Raw genomic sequence first — 23,437 nt, 5'->3', positions numbered from 1 at the left:
TAAACTTTTAAGTTAAATTTATTTTGTAATTGCCTTAAAATCTTTACTTTTAACGAATAAACTAAAAATATTTTACCATGAGAAAATTTTATCTATTTGCATTTTCTTTAATTTCAATTTTATCTTTCTCCCAGAGCACAATCTCTTTTGAAAGCTCAGAAGGATTCACTGCAGGAAGCATACACGGACAAGGAACGTGGGTAACAACAGGAACAGGAGGCACACCGGCAAATGTGGCTAATCAGATTATTAATAGTGAAGACAAGACTGCCGGATTAAACTCCTTGAAAATTACAAAAGAATCTGCCTTTAGTGGACAGTCAAGCACTATTGTTGGAGCTTTTGATAATTTAGCGGCAACTTTGCCTTATAACAACTTTACAATATCTTTTGATATTAAAATTACAGAAAAATCAAGTACTTCATCAGATTTTGCTTTTGCTACAGTTAATACGACTGCAGGAAGTTATGTAACATGGTTAAGATGTCAGTTCGACGGAAAAATAATGGTTGCAACTACTGCCTGGAACGATTCAGGAGCAACATGGAATGCCAATACTTGGTATAGATTCAAAGTGGTTGGTGGGGCTACAAGTGTGAGTTATTATTTAAATAATACTCTAATCTATACAGGAGCACCGATGACTACAAACGCAATCAATCAACTTCGTTTTGTTCACGATAATTACAGTGGAAGTGCTTATGTCGATAATATTAGAATTAATAATGAAATTACATTAGGAACTGATGAAATTTCAGCCAAAGAAAATAATATATCAATTTATCCAAATCCAACAACGGAGTTTGTAAATATTAAGTCTTCTAAAAAAATTAAAAACGTTGAAGTTTTTGATATTTCAGGAAGAAAAATAAATGTAAAACTAGATGGAGATAGAGTAGATGTAAGAAGCCTTTCAGCTGGTTCTTATTTATTAAATGTAGAAACAGAAGGTAAAAACATTACAGAGAAATTCATCAAAAAATAAATTTTCAAAAAATAATTACTTAACGCTCCCAAATCGGAGCGTTTTTTTATTGAAAAAAAACATTAATGATATTGTTTTGTATATAAAATATTCTTTGAAACAAGGAAATTTGTGTGATTTTCATTTAAAATGAATCTTTTTTTTATCTAAAGTTGATTTTTATTCAAAATAAAAATAATTTTACACAGTCAATAATCAATGACAATTTTATTTCAGTAATGAATTGATGAATGTTGACAGTAGAAACACAACAATTTTTAATAAAAATAAGATGAAAAAAGCTATATTTTTCGCTACACTATTTGGTGTATCGCAATTATGCGCACAGACAACAACCATTTTTTACGAAGATTTCGGATCAACTGCATCTGCTGATTTATTACCCAATAACTGGACGGCCCAAGACTTAGATGGGGATGAATCAACTTGGATTGCGAACGTGTCCGGGCCCATGTTTGATGCTATGGGATATTCAGGCCAGTTTTGTTATTCTTATGGAGATGATCCGGATAATTTATTGATATCGCCTGCAATTACTCTGCCCGCTGGTAATCCTTTAGCTTTAACTTTCCTTATCGGAACCTATACTGGAAATGGGTTATTAACTGCAAATGGACACTATGCGGTTTATGTATTACCTTCAAACATAGCTTTTACAGGAACACCCACTCCATTATTAGAGGAAAGTATAGGAACTGGTGATACGGCTCTTCAAAAAACAATTAATTTATCAAGTTTTGCGGGACAAACAGTTAGACTATATTTTAAGCACTTTAACAGTCCTTCAACCTTCTTGCTGCTTGATAGTGTGAAAATTGCTCAAACTTCAACATTAGGAACTTCTGAAGTAAAGAGTAATGCACAAGTTGGTATTTATCCGAATCCCACAACAGATTATTTAAATATAAAATCAAATTATAAAATATTAAATGCGGTAATTTTTGACGCTGCAGGAAGAAAAATAAATGCCCAATTAAGTGATAATAAAATAAATGTCCAGAATCTTCAAACAGGAAGTTATATTATTGAAATTGAAACAAAAGAAGGGATAAGCTCTCAAAAATTTATCAAAAAATAACTTTTATCAAAATGTGTTTTTAGGGCTCCTACGGGAGCTTTTTTTATTGACTTTATTCTAAGATGGAAACTTTAATTTTTTTGAATTAAGCTTTTTAATTTTAAAAATAAAAAAATGATAAATCTTAGCTATTATAAAATGCTCCAATTGGGGCGTTTTTGTTATTTTTAGGGGATTAAAAAATCAGTGTTATGTTAGAGAATAAAGTTGCTTATATAACAGGCGGAACCAAAGGTATTGGTTTCGGGATCGCAAAAATTTTGCTGGAAAACGGTATCTCGGTGGCATTTTCGGGAAGAAAAAGAGATGATGTTGAAAAAGTGGAGCTGGAGCTTAGGCAATATTCAAACAATGTGTTGGGAATTGTTTCAGACGTCAGAAATCTTGAAAGTGAAGAAGAAGCCGTAAAATATACTTTAGAAAAATTCGGAAGACTGGATTTTGTGATTGCAAATGCGGGATTGGGAATTTTCAAGCCTGTGGATGAACTTTCCGCCGAAGAGTGGAATGATATGATTGAAACAAATTTAACGGGTGTTTTCTATACTTTAAAAGCTTCAGTTGAAGAACTAAAAAAGAGCGAAGGATATTACATCACCATTTCCAGTTTGGCCGGTGCCAATTTCTTTGAAAACGGAACAGGCTACAACGCTTCAAAATTCGGTGTTGTAGGCTTTACTCAGGCTGCAATGATCGATTTGAGGAAATATAATATAAAATCAACAGTAATTATGCCTGGTTCCGTGGCAACCAATTTCAACGGAAATGTTCCTTCCGAAAAAGACGAATGGAAAATTCAGCCGGAAGATATGGGAAATCTGGTTTTGGATATTTTGAAAATGAATCCTCGTGTTTTGCCCAGCAAGATCGAGTTTAGGGCATCGAAACCTGCAAGGTAGGGACTTTAATGCATTGAATAGTAAAAAAATAAGTACTATGCATGCATAATATATTTTTTATTTATATTAGCAAAAATTAATCAAAACAAAATCTTCATATAAAATCCCTGATTTTTATACATAAGAGAACAATAAATCGTACACATGAAACCGTAAGGTTCCATATGACAAATAAAAAAATTAAGACAACATATGAAAATATTAGTTTGTATCAGTAGTGTTCCGGATACTACTTCTAAAATTAACTTTACAGCGGATAAGTCTGCATTCGACAAAAACGGAATTCAGTGGGTAATTAACCCGCTAGATGAATTTGCGTTAACAAAAGCTATCAAATTACAAGAATCTCAGGGTGCAACGGTAACAGTAATCAACATTGGTGATGCTTCTACAGAACCTGTTGTGAGAAAAGCTTTGGCAATCGGAGCAAACGATGCGGTAAGAGTAAATCTTGATCCAAAAGACAGCTATTCAACGGCTAAAGAAATCGCTGCTGTTGCTCAGAACGGAGGTTATGATTTAATTCTTTGCGGTAAAGAATCTATCGATTATAATGGTGGTTCTGTTCCGGGAATGGTGGCTCAGTTATTGAATCAGCCTTTCGTAAACGCATCTGTAGGTTTGGACGTAAACGGAGCTGAAGCTACTGCGGTAAGAGAAATTGAAGGAGGTAAAGAAACTATTTCTGTGAAATTACCGGCTGTAATCGCTGGTCAGAAAGGTTTGGTAGATGAGAAAGATTTGATCATTCCAAACATGAGAGGAATTATGTCTGCAAGAACTAAGCCTTTGCAGGTTGTAGAGCCTACTTCTTCTGAGGTAAAAGTTCAGGGAGTTTCTTACGACAGTGTTCCTCCAAGAGCTGCTGTGAAATTGGTTTCTCCAGATAATTTGGATGAATTGGTAAGATTACTTCACGAAGAAGCTAAAGTTATCTAATATTGAAGCTAAGGCTGAGTTTGAGATTTAATTTTCTAAATCTTAGCCTAAATCTAAACCTTTAATTTTTAAAATTTAAAAAAATGGCAGTATTCGTATACGCAGAAAATATAAACGGAGTTTACAAAAAAGCGGCTTTTGAGGCAGTTTCTTACGCTAAAGCAGTTGCAGATCAGGCTGGAGACACAGTTACAGCGATCTCTGTAAACCCAACAGATTCTTCAGATTTATTATACAAATATGGAGCATCAAATGTTATCAATATCAAAGACGAAGGTCTTAAAAGTTTTTCAGCTAAAGCTTATGCTCAGGCTGTAAGTGAAGTGGCAAACGGAAATATCATTGTTTTCCCTCACACAACAGATGCTTCTTCAGTAGCTCCAATGTTGGCAGTAATGAACGGACATTCTTTAATTACGAATGTTTTGGAAGCTCCGGAAAGCCTTTCTCCGTTCCAGGTGAAAAGAAAAGCTTTCTCTGGAAAAGGTTTCATGCACGCAAAATCTGAAGCAGCTGGAGTGATCCTAACAGTTTCTCAAAACGCTTTCGGTGTTAAAGAAAATGCAGTTTCAGGTTCAGAAGAAGTGAAAAACTTATCTGTTGCTAATGAAGATACTAAAGTAATTTCTCACGAACAAAGCTCAGGAAAATTAGACCTAAAAGAAGCTGAAATCGTAGTTTCTGCGGGTAGAGGATTGAAAGGCCCTGAAAACTGGGGAATGGTAGAAGAATTGGCAAATGTTTTGGGTGCTGCTACAGCTTGTTCTAAGCCGGTTTCAGATATCGGTTGGAGACCTCACACAGAACACGTAGGGCAGACTGGTAAGGCGATTTCTCCAAATCTTTATATTGCAATAGGTATTTCTGGTGCAATCCAGCATTTGGCGGGAGTTAACTCTTCTAAAACGATTGTAGTAATCAACAGCGATGCTGAAGCTCCGTTCTTCAAATCAGCTGACTACGGTGTTGTAGGAGATGCTTTCCAGATTATTCCTGCATTGACAGAGAAAATTAAAGCTCTTAAAGGATAAAAAAGGTCAATTGTGAATCGTCAATTCGCTTCGCTTGTTAATTTTAGTATTGTTTAAATTAAAAAATTCACTTGCAAAGTAAAATTGACTTATAAAATAAAATTCACAATTTACCAATCATACAATTCATATAAAAGCCCAGTTTCGGGCTTTTATTTTTGTCTAAAAAGTAAAAAAAAACTTGAAAAATTAATCTATATTTGTAGCTATGGATTATAAACAGTTAATTATTCGCGGAATATCGTACAGCCAGACACAATCCGGGGCGTACGCATTGTTATTGGAACATGAAGAAACACATATTAAATTACCTGTTGTTATAGGGAATTTCGAGGCACAATCCATTTCTCTAGGTCTTGAGAAAGACATTCATCCGCCTCGTCCGCTTACACACGACTTATTCACAAAATTTATAGTTTCTGCCAATTATGAGTTGATCTCAGTTATTATTTATCAGATAGTAGATGGAGTCTTCTTCTCAAATATTAATTTTAAAAATAAAAGCACAGAAGAAGAATTGATTCTTGATGCAAGAACTTCTGATGCTGTAGCAATGGCCGTAAGATTTGATGCTCCTATTTTTACGACACAGCAAGTGCTGAACGAAGCAGGAATTCTTTTGGAGCTTGAAGATGTAGCGAAAGAAGAGCAATCTTTTTCAGAAACAGTTTCTTCGGAAGATAATTTAAGATCAGTTTCTATGGAAGAACTTCAAAAATTGCTTGAAGAAGCGGTAAAAGAAGAAGATTACGATACTGCTTTGGAGATTCAGGAAGAAATTAAAAGAAGGAAAAAGAAAATAGATTAAAAGAGATATTTTATACTAACTTATGAATTTAAAATTACGTCTGACCATCCTCAGCTTTCTGCAGTTCTTCGTTTGGGGAGCTTGGCTGATTACGATGGCTAACTTTTGGTTTGGCACAAAACATTGGGATGGAGCACAGTTTGGAGCTGTTTTCGGAACAATGGGTATTGCATCCATTTTTATGCCGACCATTACCGGAATTATTGCCGACCGTTGGGTAAATGCAGAGAGAATTTTCGCGGCTTTACATATTCTTTATGGGATCGTTCTTTTTATATTACCAAATTCAGCAGATCCGTCGTCTTTCTTTTCTGTAATGCTGATTGCGATGTGCTGTTATATGCCGACAATCGCACTTGCCAATTCAATATCCTATACAATTCTTAAAAACAGCAATCTGGATGTGGTGAAAGATTTTCCGCCGATCCGTGTTTGGGGAACGGTAGGTTTCATTGTAGCAATGTGGATTACCAATCTTACGGGAAATAAAGCAACAGAAGGTCAGTTTTATATTGCCGGAGCCGTAGCTGTTTTCCTAGGAATTTATGCTTTAACATTACCAAAATGTCCTCCACAGAAATTAATCGATAAAAATGCGCCTTTATCCGAACAATTAGGATTAAATGCTTTTAAATTATTTAAAGATTATAAAACAGCATTGTTTTTCTTATTCTCCATGTTATTGGGGGCTGCATTGCAGTTAACCAACGCTTACGGAGACGTTTTCTTAAGCGAATTCGAGCATTTTCCGAAGTATGCAGATTCTTTTGTAGTACAGAGATCAACAATTATCATGTCTATTTCTCAGGTTTCTGAGACATTATTTATTTTGGCAATTCCGTTTTTCCTAAAGAAATTTGGTATTAAAAAAGTAATGCTGATGTCTATGATTGCATGGGTGTTGAGGTTTGCTTTCTTTGCCTATGGAATTCCGGAAGGATTTGGGTTGAGCTTAATTATCCTTTCATGTATCGTCTACGGAATGGCATTCGATTTCTTCAATATTTCGGGATCTCTTTTCGTGGAAACAACAACAGACAAGAAGATCCGCTCTTCTGCACAAGGTTTGTTCATGATGATGACAAACGGTTTCGGAGCTGTTTTCGGAAGTTATGCCGCAGGTTGGGCGATTGATAAATTCTTTACCCACCAATTTACAACGGCTTCATCTTTAGCAACCTATCTACAGACAACACCGGAAAATCAGACATTTATTAATATTCTTAAAAAGAGCTTTAATGCTGCAATCAATCCAGACGGAACATTGTCACAAATCGTAATGGTAAAAGACTGGCAGAATATTTGGCTTTCTTTCGCTGCTTATGCTCTAATTTTAGCTGTTTTGTTTGCCGTTTTATTCAGACACAAGCATAACCCTGAAGAGCTTTCAGATGTAAAGCATTAACATTTAGTCTAATAAAATATCAAAGATAATTTCTTAATTAAACTCAACTCTTTAATGGTTTAAATGTAAAATAATTACTAAATTATAACATTGATAATTAATATATTAAATTGCACTTTCAAAAAAAGTGCAATTTTTTTTGTCTTTCAGGCAACCATTTGAAAAATTTTCCGTCTTATAGATAGAAACAGATACATGAAGAATTTAGAAGAGAATTTTAAACTGGCAAAAAAGCAGGATCGGAGAGGGCAGAAAGCACTTTACGAAATGTTTTCCGCGAAAATGCTTGCCATCGCAAATTCTTACGTGAATAATCTTCATGATGCGGAAGATATTCTAATGAACTCTTTTTTTACCTGTTTTTCGAAAATTGATGAATGCAGAGAATGGAAAAGCTTTCAGTTTTGGCTGAGGAAAATTGTGGTGAATAATTCCATCAATTTTATTAGGAAGCATAAAAATCTTCTCTATGCAGATGTTGAATTGACAGAGGATTATTCTGATGATGATTTTAACGAAAATTTTGAAGAAATCAACCTTGAAGAAATTTTTTCTAAAATGCCCGATGGTTATCGACTGATTTTTAACTTGTATGTCTTTGAAGAAAAAAAACATTATGAAATTGCGGAAATTTTAAACATTTCTGAAGGCACAAGTAAAAGCCAGTTGAGCAAATCGAAAAAATGGATCGCCGATTTTTTAAAACAAAAGAAAGATGAAAGACAGTATGCTAAATAAATTAAAATCCGACTACGAAGAGCTTGAAATAAAGCCTTCTTCTGATCTTTGGGATAGATTGGATCAGAAGTTGGATATAACGCCCGAAATTGTGTTAAAAAGATCTTTTCAATGGTGGAAATGTGCGGCGGTTCTTTTATTGCTGATTTCTGTGGGAATGATTATTTACATTAATTCAAATAAAAGGAAATTCGATTACAAAAATGCAGATTATGTCGTTAAAAAAAGATTAGAAAAAACGATCAATCCAATCAATCCGGAATTTGAAAATCAGAATGTAGTTTCAGATAAATATTTAATTGAAAAAGAAGAAGTTAGATTAGCTGTTGAAAATAAAAATAGTAAATTAAAAGAAGTTGTAAAAGAAGAGAAAAAGGAAATTATTCAACCTCAGATTTCAGAATTTAAAACACAAGAAATTGCCATTCAGCAACCTGAAAATATTGAAGTTAAACCTATCAAAATAGAGAATAATATTCCCAACTCTCCTGTAATTGCAGAAGTGAAAAAAACAAAAGCAACTTACATCAACGCCAACGAGCTTCTTTTGGGGCGGGAATTTGATAAAACAAGAGAAAATTCTTATAAAAACGATGTAAAATTCGGCGTCTTCAATTTTAACAAACCTAAAATAGAGAATGTGACGGTTTTGGGCGTAACCATTGTTGATTCTAAGTAAAATCTTAAACTTTTAAATAAAAAATTACTGTTCGTAAAATATGAACAGAGCTAAAAAATTGCTATAAATAATCTAATATACATGAAAACTCAAATTATTTTAATAACGGCTATAATGGCATTTTCTTACAGTTCAGCCCAACAAAATCCTTCAGAATCTATGATGAAAAATTATTCAAAAAAGATTGATAGCATTGTTGTGCATGAAAAATTAAAAATGAATAAGGAGCTTGATCTCATAGATAAAAATTTTAATGATAAAAAAATCAATATCGATGAAAAACAAAAGCAGAGAGCCGAAATTGCTTCAAAATATGAACAGTCAATCAATGAGAAAGTAGACGCTCAAAAATCGGAGTTTGAAGAAGCTACAAGAGAAATAGTAAAAGATGCCGTTTTGAGACCAAGAGATACCTTAAAAGCAGGTAAAAATCAATTGCTTTTTGGACTCGGAGGAATCAAGATGCGTATGGATACAGACAAAAAAACACCGAAAGATTATCTTAGTTCTTGGGAATATTCTGTCGCTTTGGTTGGAACGAGCTATACTTTGAAAGACAAACCTTTTACATTTTACGATAAAAATTCTGACATTAAAAATGTAGTTTTCAATTCATCCAGTTTCGCTGTACGCTACGAAAATCAGTTGTGTGGATTTACAAGTCCGGTTTTTTATCGTTTGGGAGTTGCTTATCGATGGGATCAGGTGAAACCAAAATACGGACAGGTTTTTACTCAGGATAATAATGCATTGGGAATCAAAGATTTTACCAAGGGTAATTTAAAAGAAACACATCTGGATAATCATTATATTTTCGTTCCGGTAGATTTCAGATTTGTGTTAAATCCTAAATATATTGAATATGACGGTGTAAAATATCTGGATAACAAAAAAAGCCAGTTCAGTATTATTGCAGGCGTTTATGGAGGCGTAAGAGTAGCGAGCAATATTTATAATAAATATTCTAATGAATTCAGCAACAGGATTGTAGAGCGAGAAAGATTAACGCATGGCGTGAACGATTTCGTTGTAGGAGGGAAATTAGGAATCGGTTATGCAGGTTTTAATATCTTTGTTCAAAAAGATTTTACACCAACATTTAATAATAATGCGAATCTTACACACAAATACGGACTTCAGATTGGCATCGAATTATTGAATGTTAATTTTTAAATTAATAATAATGTTTGTTATTTTTTATAAATTATTAAATATTATTTTGAAATTTTTAATATTAATAATTAGTTAACGAAAAATTACTGTTTTTAAAACACACTCAATTTAAGTGTGTTTTTTTTTGTATTTTGGCACTTTAAGAATTATGAAAAATATTCAGTTATTAGGATTGCTGTTGGTGGTTGTGGGAAGTTTCCTGCCATTGGTACATGTGCCGATTATCGGGAACTGGAACTACTGGAAACTCGACCATAATTTAGCCATTGCATGTTGGATTTTTTCTGCCGGCGCTCTGTTTGGGATTGTGAATAACAGTGCTAAAATGGCAAGAATTTTTGCGATTTTGCTAATCGTCTTATTTGCATTTACTTTATTCGCTATAAAAATGCAGTCGATGGATTATTTCAGCTTTATGCCGATTAAATCTTTTCAGGAAAAACTGGCAGGTATCGTAAAATTAAGATGGGGCTGGATTGTAGAATTTCTGGGTGCTTTCGTCATTCTTATAGCTTCAAAAAATAATAATAAATAAAAACCAACACAGATATGAATTTTTTAAAGGTATTTTCAGTTGCAGTATTGTTTTTAGGTGTTTCCAACATCAATGCACAGAAAAAAGATACAAAAACGGCAGCTCCAAAAGAAACTCCAAAGCAAAAGCCTGTAGATAATCCTACGAAATGTGCAAATATCAAAGAAGGAACATTCCTGAGAACCAATTACCCTAAAAATCTTTGGTACATGACGGTAAAAGATAATGTGCAGACAGAATTTTACAATGACGGAAAAGATCACATCAAATCAAGCATGGTTTTTGTGGATGACTGCAATTACAAACTTATCGTTCTGGAAAAAACAGAAAAAGATAATCCTATAGCAATAGGAGATGTTTTCAGTAATAAAATTGTGGCAACTCAAGACAATTATATCAAAATTCAATCTGAATTAAAAGGAGAGAATTATGATATTATTTTAATGAAAGCCAAAGAAGTCAAAAAATAAAATCAAAAGATTTATACAAATAAAAATTAAATAGAAATTATAAAAATGAAAGAAGTATTCATCGTTTCCGCAGTAAGAACTCCGATGGGAAGTTTTTTGGGAAGTTTATCAACTGTTCCTGCAACTAAGCTGGGTTCTGTTGCTGTAAAAGGAGCATTAGACAAAATCGGTCTGGATCCGAAATTGGTCCAGGAAATCTACATGGGGAACGTTTTACAGGCAGGAGAAGGACAGGCCCCGGCTCGTCAGGTTGCTTTAGGAGCGGGTCTTTCAAACGAAACGCCTTCTACTACGGTAAACAAAGTTTGTGCTTCGGGAATGAAGGCTGTAACGATGGCAGCGCAGGCTATCAAAGCTGGTGATGTAGACGTTATCGTTGCAGGAGGTATGGAAAATATGTCTTCAGTTCCTCACTATTATAACGCTAGAAATGCGACTAAATTAGGTGATGTAAAAATGTTGGACGGAATGGTTCTAGACGGACTTACAGACGTTTACAACAAAGTTCACATGGGAGTTTGTGCAGAGAAATGTGCGACAGATTACAATATTACAAGAGAAGAACAAGATAATTTCGCAATCGAATCTTACAAAAGAGCTGCAAAGGCTTGGGGTGAGGGTAAATTCGCAGAAGAAGTTGTACCGGTATCAATTCCTCAAAGAAAAGGAGATCCTATCGTTTTCGCTGAAGATGAAGAATACAAAGCAGTAAACTTCGACAGAATCCCGACTCTTCCTACAGTTTTCAAAAAAGAAGAAGGAACTGTAACAGCTGCCAATGCTTCTACATTAAATGATGGAGCTTCTGCGTTAATCCTTGTTTCAAAAGAAAAAATGGAAGAATTAGGTCTTAAGCCATTGGCAAGAATCGTTTCTTACGCTGATGCTGCTCAAGCGCCGGAAGATTTCACGACTGCTCCTTCAAAAGCGTTGCCGATTGCTCTTAAAAAAGCTGGTTTAGAGATCTCAGACATCGATTTCTTCGAATTCAACGAGGCGTTTTCTGTGGTAGGTTTAGCCAATAACAAGATCTTAGGATTAGATGCTGCTAAAGTGAACGTAAACGGTGGAGCAGTGGCTATCGGTCACCCACTTGGAAGTTCAGGTTCAAGAATTATCGTTACTTTGATTAATGTATTGAAGCAAAATGGCGGTAAATATGGAGCTGCAGCCATCTGTAATGGTGGAGGCGGCGCTTCTGCTATCGTTATCGAAAATATGTAATCATTATTTTTAAATAATATTAAAATCCGGAAGTTTAGGCTTTCGGATTTTTTGTTTTAAATTTTTTAGGAGCTTAATCCCGCTTTCCGTTATATCTTTTTTGTTACGGGCTCCGCTTGGCTCCGCCCGCAACAAAAAAGGATGTCACTTCAATCGGGGCTAATGATAACTTTCCGTTTAAAATAAACCTTCAAGGTTTTAATCCACAACAAGATACTTTATTCCGCCAAAAAACAGTTTCAACCCATCGGAAAACCCGACGCTCCCAATCAAAACCGTTTTGTTCCATCGGAAAACCCGACAAAGAGAATCAAAACAAATTCAAGCTGTCGGAACTTCCGACGAAGAGAAATAAGTTAAGTTTAAGCTTTCGGAAGTCCCGACAATGCAAACCTGTATTTTGGAGCGATATTGTAGTTTTTAGACTTTAATTGTCATTATTTAAAAATATTTCTACAAAGTTTGTCATCCTACAAGGATCCAAATATAGTATTGAAACAAGATGGAAAGATTCGCGCATAGATGCTTTCAGCATGACAAACATTCCGAGTATATTCCAAACATTTATATAGTATTACTTTAATTAAGTTTACGCCTTTGTTTACCTTTTAAAAAGAATAGTTTATATAATTCTTTGTTTAGCCTTGCGATAAAATTTAGAACAATTCATAAGTTTTGGTTAAAACCAAATTGGATATTCTATTTTGGTAAATGGGCTAAAGCCCATTCCTATTGAATGAACTTTATTAAAAAACACTCACACAGTCTTTGCTGAGTGAAATGCCTTTGCGAACGAAAAATCAACAGAAAAATGAGCAAAAAAATCATTGCATTCTTTGCGTTAAAAAAGATCTGTGCAATCAGCAAAATCAGCGATAAAAAAATAAAAACAAAGAATCAAACTTTAACCAAATAATAAAATTTCTCCGAAACAAAATAAAAACAGCCGAATATTCAATGGTTTTTTTATTTTTGTGCTACTAATATTTATTTGAAATGTCTGAAATTGAGAATCAACAACCTCAAATTATAAAGAATAATCCGAAGATCATGAAGGCTTGGGCAGTTTACGACTGGGCAAACTCTGTGTATTCTTTAGTGATTACGTCTACCATTTTTCCGATTTACTATTCCATTCTTACAACAGCTTACGAAAAGAAGGAATATGTAGAAGAAACAAAATCCTGGATCGATGTCCCTGTGAGGCATATGATCAAGATTTTCGGAGAAGAATATCAACCCGATGCAGTTTATGGATATTCCTTAACGATCTCATTCTTTATCGTGGTTTTATTATCACCATTTTTATCATCATTAGCCGATACAATCGGAAACAAAAAGTCCTTCTTGCAGTTTTTCTGTTACTTGGGAGCAACTTCTTGTATGGGACTGGCGATGTTTACAGGAATGCACAACGTCTTTTTAGGATTACTTTTCAGTATTACAGCAAGTGTCGGATTCTGGGGAAGTTTGGTTTTTTATAACTCCTTCTTACCTGATATTGCAACAAGGGATAAGCAGGATGCCCTTTCTGCAAAAGGGTATGTTTATGGATATGTTGGTTCAGTAGTTTTAGTAATCATCTGTTTATTATTGATTCAGGTTTTTGCCAAAGGTGCGGCGCAGCAGTTATTGTTTACAAGAATCAGTTTCCTTTTGACGGGGGCATGGTGGTTTGGTTTCTCACAATATACTTTCAAACACTTGCCGCAATTTGGTGATGTTAAAGAAAAATTGCCGAAAGATTTAGTGTTATTAAACTATAAAAACATCTTCAAAAAACACGAAGAACAGGGAGGTTTCTTCGAGGTTTTAAAAGATAACATCAGTTTTTATATAGACATTGCAAAAGAAAGTTTCCACGAATTATTTAAAGTTGGGAAAGAGCTTTTCAAAGATAAAAATCTTAAATTTTTCCTTTCCAGTTTCTTCTTTTACAGTGTCGGGATGCAGACTATTTTCCTAATGGCAACATTATTCGGAAAAAGCGAAATCAACCTTCCTCAGGATAAACTTATCGGAACACTTCTGGTGATTCAGATCGAAGCGATTATCGGAGCTGTAATTTTCTCAAAGTTATCAAAGAAAATCGGCAACAAAAACGTTATTACCATTGCGATCTTTTTATGGATTGTAGCTTGTATTTGGGCATATTTCCTTAACAAAGAAAACCCGACAGTAGAATATCAGTTCTACGGAGTTGCAGCGGTTGTTGGTTTGGTAATGGGAGGTCTTCAGGCAATGTCGAGATCAACTTATTCAAAGCTTCTACCGGAAAATTCTATGGAAAATACAACTTTCTTCAGTTTCTATGACGTATTGGAGAAAATCGCGATTATCGTAGGAACATTTGTTTTTGCTTTATTTATTGATAAATATGATTCTTTAAGAGATATTTTTGCTAAAATAGATGTTGTTCTTCCATCTGCTTCTGGGATGAGGTTTGCTGCATTTTCTATGGCATTATTTTTCTTTGTTGGCTTAATTTTAATTCGATTCTTAAAGCTGAACAATCAAAACAAATAATCGAAAATACTTTATAAAATTTAAGACGCTATTTTGTAGCGTCTTTTTTATTTTCATTCGTAAAATGAATTAAAATAATATTATAAATTTTATAGTATTATTTTAATTTAAATATGCTTTTTAATCGTAAATTCTGTGAAAACTATGCTGTTTATTCACTGTGTTTGGATTTTTTTTGTTTATTTGCAAATTGTAAATAATTAATAAAAATGATTAAAAAACTTCTACTCCTCTCAATTTTGCAATGCTCTGTTTGGGGTTTTGCACAAAACGTACGACCCGTTGCTCAAAAGGTTTCGGAATTTCATACACAAAAGAAAAACTTTGAAAAGTATGATCTGTTCACAGTAAACAAAACCTCCGAAAAATTAGCAGAATATAAAAGAGCAGCGACTGACATTTCAGTTCTTAATGTGGATACTAAACAGCTAAAAAAACTTGTTCACGACAAACCCGAATATCTTGAAGTTTCTTTCCCTTTTGATGGGAAGATTATTACAATGGAGTTGTTTAAAAATCAGATTTTTACAAACGATTTTAAAGTAACAACGAACAAAGGTGAAATTGTAAATTATACTCCCGGAGCTTATTATCAAGGAATTGTAAAAGGTGATAATCAGTCGGTTGTGGCGTTCAGTTTCTTCGATGATGATATCGTTGGAGTAGCTTCTACACTGGAATTAGGAAACGTAGTTGTTGGAAAAGTAAAAAATTCAACGGATTTTGTAAGCTATTCAGATTCAAAACTAACAGGTTTAAATCCTTTCATTTGCGGTGTTGATGAGTTAGCTGATAATCAAAAACAACAAGTTTCTTTTGACCCAAACGCTAAGAAAACAACAGGGAAAGTTTTAACCCAAAACTGTGTTAGAATTTATTACGAAGTTTGCTACACCCCTTATGTAAACAATGGTTCAAGCACGACGACAACAACAAACTGGTTGACTGCAATTCACAATAATATTTCTACATTATACAACAATGACGACATCAGAGTTGCTTTGAACGAAATTTATATCTGGACAACTCAGGATCCTTATACAGGAACTCCGAACGCAAATTTGGCGAGTTTCAGAACAAACAGACAGACATTTAACGGAGATTTGGCTCACTTGGTAAATCAGCCATCTACAACGAGCGTGGCTTATGTAAACTCACTTTGTACAACAAGCAGACATGCCTATTCAGGAGCTTCACAGACCTATAATAATGTCCCTGTTTATTCATGGACGATCGAAGCAATGACTCACGAAATGGGACATAGTTTAGGTTCTCCTCACACCCACGCTTGTGCATGGAACGGAAATTCTACGGCAATCGATGGATGTGGAGCTCAAGCTGGTTATCCGGAAGGAAGCTGTCCAACAGGGCCAATTCCTTCTTCGACAACGAAAGGAACAATTATGAGTTACTGTCATTTGATTTCTGGCGTTGGAATCAATTTTGCGAACGGTTTCGGTCCTCAACCGGGAGCTTTGATCAGGGCTACTGTAGATTCTAAGGCTTGTCTTGGAACAAACTGTACAACAGCTTGTGCAACTACAATAACAGGTATGACGGTTTCGAATATTACGCAAAACTCTGCAAGTGCTACATTTACAGATGCAACTTCAACAAACTGGAAATACAAATTAACGAAATTCGACGGAACACCTGTAACGACGGGAACTACAACGACTCAATCGTTTAATTTCTCAAATCTTCAGCCTGCGACATATTATCTTTTATCAGTAGGAACAGATTGTTCAGCAGCTTACCAAAGAACACAATTTTTCTTAACAGATGCAGATTGGTGCAACGGATTCCAGTTTACCGATACAGGAGGAACAACAGGAAATTACGGTGATAACCAAACAATTGTAAAAACGTTCTATCCAAGTTCTGGTGCTTTGACGATGAATTTTACTGAATTTGCTTTAGAACAAGATTATGACTATATGTACATTTATAATGGACCTTCAACAAGCTCCCCAATGTTTACTAATGGAAATGCTTTAACGGGTACAACACTTCCCGGAACTTTCACATCTACACACCCCTCAGGAGCAATTACGGTAAGATTTGTTTCAGATCCTGCAGTAAATGATTTAGGTTGGAAAGCTAATTTCTCTTGTGCAGTTTTGGCGGTAGAAGATGTTAATACGAAAGACAATTCAGTAAATATCTATCCAAACCCGGCTAGAAATATCATCACAATTTCTTCAAAAGATGCTTTAAAATCATTTAAAATTTATGATGAAGCAGGAAGATTAATCAAATCTGAATCTTCTCTAAAAGGCTCTAAATTGGATGTGAATATTTCTTCAATGCAGACAGGAAATTATGTTGTAACTGTAGAAACAGAAAAACAAAAGGTTACAAAGAAATTGATTAAGCAGTAATTAAATTTTAGAAAATACTATAGAAAGGCGCTTTTTAAGCGTCTTTTTTTGTTTTTTAGGAGCTTATTCCCGCTTTCTGCTATATCTTTTTTTGCCCTCGCCTTTTCCATTACAAAAAAAGGATGCCGCGTCAATCGGGGCTAGGGTTGCAGTCATTCTTTAAACATCAGACAAAATATCTACAAACATCTGCGCAATCTGCAAATCAGCAAGATATTTAAGGCAAAAAAATGAAGAAAAAAAGAAATTAAACATGTTCTATAAATTAATAAAAATCATTAAAATTATCCTCAAATATTCAGGATTTTTTAGTAAATTTAGTATAAGAAACACAGATTTTAAGATTTAATATCAAATTTGGATTTATATTTGTGTTAAAATTTGTTAGAATTCGGCTCGAATTTTGATTATATTCAGCGGAATAATTTTAAATTTGCAAAAAAATTTATTTAATATAAAATGACAAACCCTTTATTTTACGCAAAAATCATTTTGTTTGGAGAATACGGCATGATCGAAGATTCTCAAGGGCTTGTAGTTCCCTACAGTTTCTATAAAGGAACTTTAAAGTTTTCAGACCTGGATTCTGAATTCGAAAAAAAATCAAACCAACATCTTCAAAAATATTCAGATTTCCTTTCAGCATTGGATTTATCAGATGATTTTAAACTTGATATCCAAAGTTTTAAAAATGATATTGAAAGCGGACTTTTCTTTGATTCCAACATTCCGCAAGGATACGGAGTTGGAAGTTCGGGAGCTTTGGTAGCTGCAATTTTCGAAAAATATTCAGTAAAGAAACAGAATCCGGAAAACATTTCTAAAGATAATTTAAAGCAATTAAAAGCTGTTTTCGGAGAAATGGAAAGCTATTTCCACGGAAAAAGTTCAGGAATGGATCCGTTAATCTGCTACATGAATCTTCCGATTCTTATTGAAAATAAAGAAAATTTAGACAAAGTTTCTATTCCAGACGGAGAAGAAGGCAAAGGTGCAATTTTCTTAATTGATTCAGGAATTACAGGCGAAACCGGACCAATGATTCAGATTTTTTTCGAAAAAATGAAAACCGAAGGTTTCCGCAAAACGTTGAAAGAAGAATTTATCCGTTACAACAACGCTTGTATTGATTCTTTCCTTAAAAAAGATATGAATCCATTTTTCCGAAACCTGAAAAAGCTTTCACATTGGGCATACGAACATTTCCGTCCTATGATTCCGGAAAGTATTTTCAACATCTGGAAAAAAGGTTTGGATTCTAATGCTTATTATCTAAAACTCTGCGGAAGCGGTGGAGGTGGTTATATTTTGGGTTTCACTAAAGACTACGAAAAAGCAGAAAAAATGCTTGACGGCTTCCATAAAGAAGTGATTTACAGATTCTAAAAATGTTGTGAATGAATTCTGAAAAAGAAACTTTCCAACAGAAAAATTATATTCAAAAATCTTTATTTTACAGATTTTCACAATTCGTGGGCTTTCTTTTGGGAGCTCGCTTTTTTGTTGCTATTTTGCTCACTTTTGCGTTATATGTTTCAACATTTTTCCTCTTCAATCAAGATGAAACATTTAGAAAATTTGTCTTCGATTTCAAGGTTCACGGCATTATTTTTTGCACAGTTCTTACGATTTTAGCGGGGGGAATTATCAATCAATTTTATGATTTTGAAAAAGATCATGTTGTAAAACCTTTCAGAACAAGAATTCAAAGCTTTATCAAACAGAAATATTTCCTTTATGTTTATCTGTTTTTATGTATAATTTCTTTGACGATTGCCTGGTTGATTTCTCATAAAGTTTTTTTATTTTTTGTTGTTTATCAGTTCTTTATGTGGTTTTACAGTCATAAATTAAGCCGAATTTTAATATTAAATAATTTAACTTTTATAAGCCTTACTTTATACCCATTTTTTGGAATGATGGTGTATTATGAAACCTTTTCCAAAAAAGTTTTATTAATGGCAATTTTCCTGTTCTTAATTCTTTTATGTATTGATATTGTGAAAGATACATTAACGAAAAGTGTTGATAAAGCTTTCGGTTACACTACAATTCCAAATTATTTTAAAAGTAAAACAACAATAGGAATTATCATTTCACTATTGATAATTACAATGGCGGTTTCCATGAAACTCATCATGAAAACAGGTATCTCTGGATTTATGTCTTATTATTTTTCTGGAGGATTATTTGTCTTCATACTTTGTATTTATTTGCTTTTAAACAATTCTAGAAGAAGCAAATTTGTGACACTCAATATTTTAAGATTCTGGGTTTTTGTCGGAATCATTGCGATGCTTTTAAACGGACTGGAAGGTAAATTATAGAAAATTTTCTTTAAAAGAGATTACATTTTCTTACCTTTGCAGAACCTTAAATTTATATAAAAGTAATGCCCATTTTTAACGATACTAAAGTTGCATTCGCAGACAAGTCTGATGCACAGTTAAAGAAAGCGTACTGGATGTTCAAAATGATTGAGCAGCCTACTCTTACAAGTCTTGGAACTTCTGTTCTTAATTTCTCTATTCACAACAATTTTCCTTTCGTTACCGGAATTGTAAAAAACACTTTGTTTGAGCAGTTTTGTGGCGGTGAAACGCGTGAAGAAAGTATGAAAGTTGTGAAGCAATTATTCAAAAGAGGAGTTGGAAGTATTTTCGACTATTCGATTGAAGGTAAAGAAGATGAGGCTACTTTTGATGCGGTTTGTAAAGAAATTAAAGATATTGTAAGATTTTCAGTAGGAAATCCGGCCATTCCTTTTATCGTTTTTAAACCAACTGCTTTCGGTAGAATCGATTTGTATGAAGCTGTTGGAAAGAATGCAGAACTGACTTCAAGCCAAAAAGAAGAGTGGGAAAGAGTTGTAAAAAGATTCGATGAAGTTTGTAAACTTTGCCATGAAAATGACAAAAAAGTAATGGTAGATGCAGAAGAAACTTGGATGCAGGATGCTGCAGATCAGCTTTGTGAGGAGATGATGGAGAAATACAATCAGGAAAAACCAATTGTTTGGAATACAATCCAAATGTACAGAACCGGTAGATTGGAATATATGGAATCTCATCTTCAAAGAGCTAGAGAAAAAGGTTATTTCATTGGTTATAAGATCGTTCGTGGTGCTTATATGGAAAAGGAAAGAGCAAGAGCTGCCGAAAGGGGGTATGCGGATCCGATTCAGCCCAACAAAGAGTCTTCAGATAAAAACTACAATGCAGGAATCGATTTTGTGATGAATCATTTGGATAAAGTTTCGGCTTTCTTCGGGACTCACAACGAAATTTCTTCTGAATTAGTGATGGATAAAATGAAGGCTGTGTCATTGGAAAATGGAAATCCTCATGTATATTTCGGACAGCTTTACGGGATGAGCGACAATATCACATTCTATCTTTCTGATAAAGGCTATAACGTGGCAAAATACCTTCCTTATGGACCTGTAAAAGACGTTGTTCCATATCTTACAAGAAGAGCTCAGGAAAATACTTCTGTAGCCGGACAAACGGGCAGAGAGTTAGGATTAATTAAGAAAGAACTTGACAGAAGAAGAGGAAAATAATTAACTTTTCCATCTTAAAAATATAAAGTCTTACATCTGGTAAGGCTTTTTTTATTGAAAAATATTGTCAAATTAATTAAAATGCTTTCCATAATTATTTTTATTAATAATACTTTAAAAATTAAAACTTTTTTTTGTTAATTTAATTGTAATTTATTATATTTGATAATAATAAGTAAAACTAAGTCTGTGAAATAAACTTTATTCTATACTCATGTACAGAAGATAATTCTTCGTCATAAAAATCACTATTAACTTTTCCGAATTTTAAATAAGATAACTTTCAAAAAAAGAAAGTTGTACGATATAAGTAACCCAAAAAGTTACTCCACAAAAATAAAGCAATAGCTTTAGTTTTCTTCTTCAAATATTTTTGGCCTGATCATTTTTCTTGATCAGGTTTTTTTATGGCTCAAAACTTTCGAATTTTCCGTTTTCGTAGAAGATAACAATACGTTTTATCTTATTGTTTTGATTCTCAGTTGGTTGACTGTTGCTTTGAGGAATAAAATTCTCTAATCGCTGAGAATCCGATATTTTTTCCTGAGCCGTACTTTGTTGCGGTATAAACGATTCTTGAGAAGACATTTTTGGAGTCTCTATTTCGCTTTCATCAGCTCCAAAATCTTCATCATCATTCATCATCGTAAAAAGATCGGGTAGAGAAGTAGTCTTCGTTTTTTCTTCCTCGTAAATTTCCTCTGGTTTCAATTCCGGAACTTTCGTTTCCTCAAGATCCGACTTTAACATTTCACCTTCACCTGTTACAAGCCAATCCCAAAGAATCTCCGGAAAGCGCGATTTTATTTTTATGATAAATTCAAGAGATGGTTTGTTCCTTCCGGAAGTAATGTGCGAAATAGAAGATCGCTGCACATCTATCTCATCCGCAAATTCGGAAGAGGTAAGATTAGAATACTCTATGACTTTTGAAATTCTCTCGTTTAAGCTCATAAAATAGTTTTTAATGATGTTACAAATGTAAATAAATAAATTTACAAATGCAAATCTGTATAATGAACAAATGTAAACTAAATAGTGCTACAAATGTAAACCATATAAAGAGCTATAAATCAATAAATTATTATTTACATAAAGTTTTCTACTAAATTTTACAAAAGTTTATTAACAACTAAACATTAAAAAATCAATATTCTTTCTCTATAAATGTAGATAACTTATTTATAAGTTACTTTTGAATAAATGCCAATGTATATAAGATAAAGTTATTTTTGTACTGCTATATTTTGTCGATTTACTAATAAATATTAGAATAGGGTAATAACATATAATAAACCTCTGAAATATGCATAAATAGGCGATTTAAGGTTGTAAATTAGGATAATTTAGATCCTTAAAACAATATTTTCGAAGGTTTGTGTGCACAATTTAGAATGGTAAATTCTAATCTATAAAATGCTGTTTACATTATTAAATTTATATAGATAAGTAAAAATTATTTTTAAAAGTAAATCAAAAATTAGCTCTATTTACATTTGTATACAGTGAATATTTACAAAGTTTTCCACACATCTAGTGTTTAGTAATATTACCCATAAATACACATTAACAGTAATTTCCAAACTTAAAGTATATTTAAAATAAACATTTAGATAAATATCATAAATATCTGATTTTAAATATATTAAATAATATAAATTAAATTATTATCAATCCACAATTCTATCAACAGACATTTTGGCAGACTCATATGTTTAGTTGAATTACAAATGTAAATTTTATTTTTTCATGAAAAATAGTTAAATTTGACTATTGTAAACTATTTCATAATGAACTTTGAACAGATTTATTCACCAAATCCTAATTTCCCAAATCGCTATATTTCCCCAGAAAAATTATTTTCTTACTTACAGACAAATCTCAGCGATCATATTCAGGAGATTGGAAAATCATATTTAGGAAAATCTATTTACAAATTGACAGTCGGAACTGGAGACGTTAATGTACTTGCTTGGTCGCAAATGCACGGAAACGAATCTAATGCGACACATGCGATGCTCGACTTGTTGATGAACTTAGATAAAGCTTCGGAATTGAAGGAGGATTTATTTAGCAAAATCAAATTGGATTTTATTTTTATGTTAAATCCAGACGGCTCTGAAAGATGGACAAGATTGAATGCAGCAGATATTGATCTGAATAGAGACTTTCACAACGAAGCAAGTACAGAAATTAAATTTCTAAAAAATGCAGTCGCTTCCAAAAAATACGATTACGCTCTGAATCTTCACGAGCAGAGAACAATTTTTACAACAGACGGAATTCATCCTGCGACGTTATCGTTTTTGGCGCCTTCTGAAAATGTTGAAAGAACTGTTACTGAAAACAGAAAAAAATGTATGGCTGTTATCGCGGAAGTTTATAATCATTTAAAAGAATTAATCCCAAATCAAATTGGCAGATATTCCGATGAGTTTTATCCGACTTCCACAGGCGACAATTTCATCAAAGCAGGAATGCCGACGATTTTGTTTGAAGGCGGGCATTTCGTAGACGATTACATAAGAAAAGGAACAAGAAAATATTATACGATAGCTTTATATTATACATTAAAATCGATTTCTGAATTAAATTCAAAAATCGATGGTTGGGAAATTTATAATGAAATTCCTGAAAACAGGGAAACGCATTACGATATCATCTACCGAAATGTAAAGTTGAATACCGATCACGAATGTATTTTAGACGTGGCCGTTCAGTATAGAGAAATTATGGAAGAAGGAAAAGACGAGATTTCTTTTATCCCTTTTGTAATGGAAGTAGGAGACGTAAAGCAAAGAAAAGGCTGGCTCGAAATCGACTGTACCGGAAAGAAATTTGTTTCTGCAACAAAATATCCAAAACTAGATGCCGAAGTCAATTTTACAATAGAAGACTAAAAAATAAAAAGCGGAACAAAATAATTATTGTTCCGCTTTTGTTTTATACAGATCACCATTGCGAACCGAAGGTAAAGCCATCACATTAAAATAAGAGACAGAT

At 33.5% G+C, this 23,437-nt stretch carries 20 protein-coding genes; 19 read left to right on the top strand and 1 reads right to left on the bottom strand.

Going from position 1 to position 23,437, the window contains the following annotated elements:
* Positions 1-77: 77 nt before the first annotated feature.
* The 18 genes from ACKX2A_RS02445 to ACKX2A_RS02360 all read left to right on the top strand — a co-directional run bounded on the left by ACKX2A_RS02445 (position 78) and on the right by ACKX2A_RS02360 (position 20,434).
* Positions 78-986: a T9SS type A sorting domain-containing protein gene (locus tag ACKX2A_RS02445; RefSeq protein WP_415327450.1), complete on the top strand. Its 909-nt coding sequence runs from the start codon at positions 78-80 to the stop codon at positions 984-986.
* 271 nt (positions 987-1,257) lie between these two features.
* Positions 1,258-2,064 carry a T9SS type A sorting domain-containing protein gene (locus tag ACKX2A_RS02440; RefSeq protein ID WP_415327449.1) on the top strand — a complete coding sequence of 269 codons (807 nt, stop codon included), beginning with the start codon at positions 1,258-1,260 and terminating at the stop codon, positions 2,062-2,064.
* Positions 2,065-2,255: 191 nt separating this feature from the next.
* Positions 2,256-2,963 carry an SDR family oxidoreductase gene (locus ACKX2A_RS02435; RefSeq protein ID WP_415327448.1) on the top strand — a complete coding sequence of 236 codons (708 nt, stop codon included), beginning with the start codon at positions 2,256-2,258 and terminating at the stop codon, positions 2,961-2,963.
* 192 nt (positions 2,964-3,155) lie between these two features.
* Positions 3,156-3,902 (top strand): electron transfer flavoprotein subunit beta/FixA family protein, encoded by a 747-nt coding sequence (locus ACKX2A_RS02430; protein ID WP_415327447.1) that lies wholly within the window; start codon positions 3,156-3,158, stop codon positions 3,900-3,902.
* Between the two features lie 83 nt (positions 3,903-3,985).
* Entirely contained in the window at positions 3,986-4,933 is a 948-nt protein-coding gene (locus ACKX2A_RS02425) for an electron transfer flavoprotein subunit alpha/FixB family protein (RefSeq protein ID WP_415327446.1), read from the top strand.
* A gap of 208 nt (positions 4,934-5,141) precedes the next feature.
* Positions 5,142-5,741 carry a bifunctional nuclease family protein gene (locus ACKX2A_RS02420; protein WP_415327445.1) on the top strand — a complete coding sequence of 200 codons (600 nt, stop codon included), beginning with the start codon at positions 5,142-5,144 and terminating at the stop codon, positions 5,739-5,741.
* 22 nt (positions 5,742-5,763) lie between these two features.
* Positions 5,764-7,146, top strand: a complete 1,383-nt coding sequence (locus ACKX2A_RS02415) for a nucleoside permease (protein WP_415327444.1) — start codon at positions 5,764-5,766, stop codon at positions 7,144-7,146.
* 195 nt (positions 7,147-7,341) lie between these two features.
* Positions 7,342-7,884 carry an RNA polymerase sigma factor gene (locus ACKX2A_RS02410; protein ID WP_415327443.1) on the top strand — a complete coding sequence of 181 codons (543 nt, stop codon included), beginning with the start codon at positions 7,342-7,344 and terminating at the stop codon, positions 7,882-7,884.
* On the top strand, positions 7,862-8,563 hold the full coding sequence (locus ACKX2A_RS02405; protein WP_415327442.1) for a hypothetical protein: 702 nt from the start codon (positions 7,862-7,864) through the stop codon (positions 8,561-8,563). Before ACKX2A_RS02410 ends, ACKX2A_RS02405 begins: the two co-directional genes overlap by 23 nt.
* A gap of 81 nt (positions 8,564-8,644) precedes the next feature.
* Positions 8,645-9,736: a hypothetical protein gene (locus ACKX2A_RS02400; protein WP_415327441.1), complete on the top strand. Its 1,092-nt coding sequence runs from the start codon at positions 8,645-8,647 to the stop codon at positions 9,734-9,736.
* 148 nt (positions 9,737-9,884) lie between these two features.
* A complete protein-coding gene (locus ACKX2A_RS02395) occupies positions 9,885-10,271 on the top strand; it encodes a hypothetical protein (protein WP_415327440.1) in 387 nt (128 codons plus the stop codon).
* Positions 10,272-10,285: 14 nt separating this feature from the next.
* Complete coding sequence (locus ACKX2A_RS02390) at positions 10,286-10,741, top strand: hypothetical protein (protein WP_415327439.1); 456 nt, start codon at positions 10,286-10,288, stop codon at positions 10,739-10,741.
* A gap of 45 nt (positions 10,742-10,786) precedes the next feature.
* Entirely contained in the window at positions 10,787-11,965 is a 1,179-nt protein-coding gene (locus ACKX2A_RS02385; RefSeq protein WP_415327438.1) for an acetyl-CoA C-acyltransferase, read from the top strand.
* A 996-nt stretch (positions 11,966-12,961) separates the two neighbouring features.
* Positions 12,962-14,491 (top strand): MFS transporter, encoded by a 1,530-nt coding sequence (locus tag ACKX2A_RS02380; protein WP_415327437.1) that lies wholly within the window; start codon positions 12,962-12,964, stop codon positions 14,489-14,491.
* 209 nt (positions 14,492-14,700) lie between these two features.
* Positions 14,701-16,872, top strand: coding sequence for a T9SS type A sorting domain-containing protein (locus ACKX2A_RS02375; RefSeq protein ID WP_415327436.1), 2,172 nt, complete (start codon positions 14,701-14,703; stop codon positions 16,870-16,872).
* A 459-nt stretch (positions 16,873-17,331) separates the two neighbouring features.
* Positions 17,332-18,258, top strand: a complete 927-nt coding sequence (locus ACKX2A_RS02370; protein WP_415327435.1) for a mevalonate kinase — start codon at positions 17,332-17,334, stop codon at positions 18,256-18,258.
* An 11-nt stretch (positions 18,259-18,269) separates the two neighbouring features.
* Positions 18,270-19,199 (top strand): UbiA family prenyltransferase, encoded by a 930-nt coding sequence (locus ACKX2A_RS02365; protein WP_415327434.1) that lies wholly within the window; start codon positions 18,270-18,272, stop codon positions 19,197-19,199.
* A gap of 65 nt (positions 19,200-19,264) precedes the next feature.
* A complete protein-coding gene (locus ACKX2A_RS02360) occupies positions 19,265-20,434 on the top strand; it encodes a proline dehydrogenase family protein (protein WP_415327433.1) in 1,170 nt (389 codons plus the stop codon).
* Between the two features lie 405 nt (positions 20,435-20,839).
* On the opposite strand, the gene ACKX2A_RS02355 is transcribed toward ACKX2A_RS02360, so the two are convergent.
* Positions 20,840-21,388: a helix-turn-helix domain-containing protein gene (locus ACKX2A_RS02355; RefSeq protein ID WP_415327432.1), complete on the bottom strand. Its 549-nt coding sequence runs from the start codon at positions 21,386-21,388 to the stop codon at positions 20,840-20,842.
* 836 nt (positions 21,389-22,224) lie between these two features.
* On the opposite strand from ACKX2A_RS02355, the gene ACKX2A_RS02350 reads away from it, so the two are divergent.
* Positions 22,225-23,334: a M14 family zinc carboxypeptidase gene (locus tag ACKX2A_RS02350; protein ID WP_415327431.1), complete on the top strand. Its 1,110-nt coding sequence runs from the start codon at positions 22,225-22,227 to the stop codon at positions 23,332-23,334.
* The last annotated feature ends 103 nt before the right edge of the window (positions 23,335-23,437 follow it).

Origin of the sequence: Chryseobacterium sp. MMS23-Vi53 (assembly GCF_047651245.1) — a bacterium.
Taxonomy (GTDB): Bacteria; Bacteroidota; Bacteroidia; order Flavobacteriales; family Weeksellaceae; genus Chryseobacterium.
The sequence above is the reverse complement of the archived record's forward strand: the minus strand, read 5'-3'. Positions and strand labels throughout refer to the sequence as shown.

Excerpts from the sequence above, each read along its gene's own strand:
- ACKX2A_RS02445 (WP_415327450.1), top strand. The coding sequence starts at position 78 with ATGAGAAAATTTTATCTATTTGCATTTTCTTTAATTTCAATTTTATCT.
- ACKX2A_RS02440 (WP_415327449.1), top strand. The coding sequence starts at position 1,258 with ATGAAAAAAGCTATATTTTTCGCTACACTATTTGGTGTATCGCAATTA.
- ACKX2A_RS02435 (WP_415327448.1), top strand. The coding sequence starts at position 2,256 with ATGTTAGAGAATAAAGTTGCTTATATAACAGGCGGAACCAAAGGTATT.
- ACKX2A_RS02430 (WP_415327447.1), top strand. The coding sequence starts at position 3,156 with ATGAAAATATTAGTTTGTATCAGTAGTGTTCCGGATACTACTTCTAAA.
- ACKX2A_RS02425 (WP_415327446.1), top strand. The coding sequence starts at position 3,986 with ATGGCAGTATTCGTATACGCAGAAAATATAAACGGAGTTTACAAAAAA.
- ACKX2A_RS02420 (WP_415327445.1), top strand. The coding sequence starts at position 5,142 with ATGGATTATAAACAGTTAATTATTCGCGGAATATCGTACAGCCAGACA.
- ACKX2A_RS02415 (WP_415327444.1), top strand. The coding sequence starts at position 5,764 with ATGAATTTAAAATTACGTCTGACCATCCTCAGCTTTCTGCAGTTCTTC.
- ACKX2A_RS02410 (WP_415327443.1), top strand. The coding sequence starts at position 7,342 with ATGAAGAATTTAGAAGAGAATTTTAAACTGGCAAAAAAGCAGGATCGG.
- ACKX2A_RS02405 (WP_415327442.1), top strand. The coding sequence starts at position 7,862 with ATGAAAGACAGTATGCTAAATAAATTAAAATCCGACTACGAAGAGCTT.
- ACKX2A_RS02400 (WP_415327441.1), top strand. The coding sequence starts at position 8,645 with ATGAAAACTCAAATTATTTTAATAACGGCTATAATGGCATTTTCTTAC.
- ACKX2A_RS02395 (WP_415327440.1), top strand. The coding sequence starts at position 9,885 with ATGAAAAATATTCAGTTATTAGGATTGCTGTTGGTGGTTGTGGGAAGT.
- ACKX2A_RS02390 (WP_415327439.1), top strand. The coding sequence starts at position 10,286 with ATGAATTTTTTAAAGGTATTTTCAGTTGCAGTATTGTTTTTAGGTGTT.
- ACKX2A_RS02385 (WP_415327438.1), top strand. The coding sequence starts at position 10,787 with ATGAAAGAAGTATTCATCGTTTCCGCAGTAAGAACTCCGATGGGAAGT.
- ACKX2A_RS02380 (WP_415327437.1), top strand. The coding sequence starts at position 12,962 with ATGTCTGAAATTGAGAATCAACAACCTCAAATTATAAAGAATAATCCG.
- ACKX2A_RS02375 (WP_415327436.1), top strand. The coding sequence starts at position 14,701 with ATGATTAAAAAACTTCTACTCCTCTCAATTTTGCAATGCTCTGTTTGG.
- ACKX2A_RS02370 (WP_415327435.1), top strand. The coding sequence starts at position 17,332 with ATGACAAACCCTTTATTTTACGCAAAAATCATTTTGTTTGGAGAATAC.
- ACKX2A_RS02365 (WP_415327434.1), top strand. The coding sequence starts at position 18,270 with ATGAATTCTGAAAAAGAAACTTTCCAACAGAAAAATTATATTCAAAAA.
- ACKX2A_RS02360 (WP_415327433.1), top strand. The coding sequence starts at position 19,265 with ATGCCCATTTTTAACGATACTAAAGTTGCATTCGCAGACAAGTCTGAT.
- ACKX2A_RS02355 (WP_415327432.1), bottom strand. The coding sequence starts at position 21,388 with ATGAGCTTAAACGAGAGAATTTCAAAAGTCATAGAGTATTCTAATCTT.
- ACKX2A_RS02350 (WP_415327431.1), top strand. The coding sequence starts at position 22,225 with ATGAACTTTGAACAGATTTATTCACCAAATCCTAATTTCCCAAATCGC.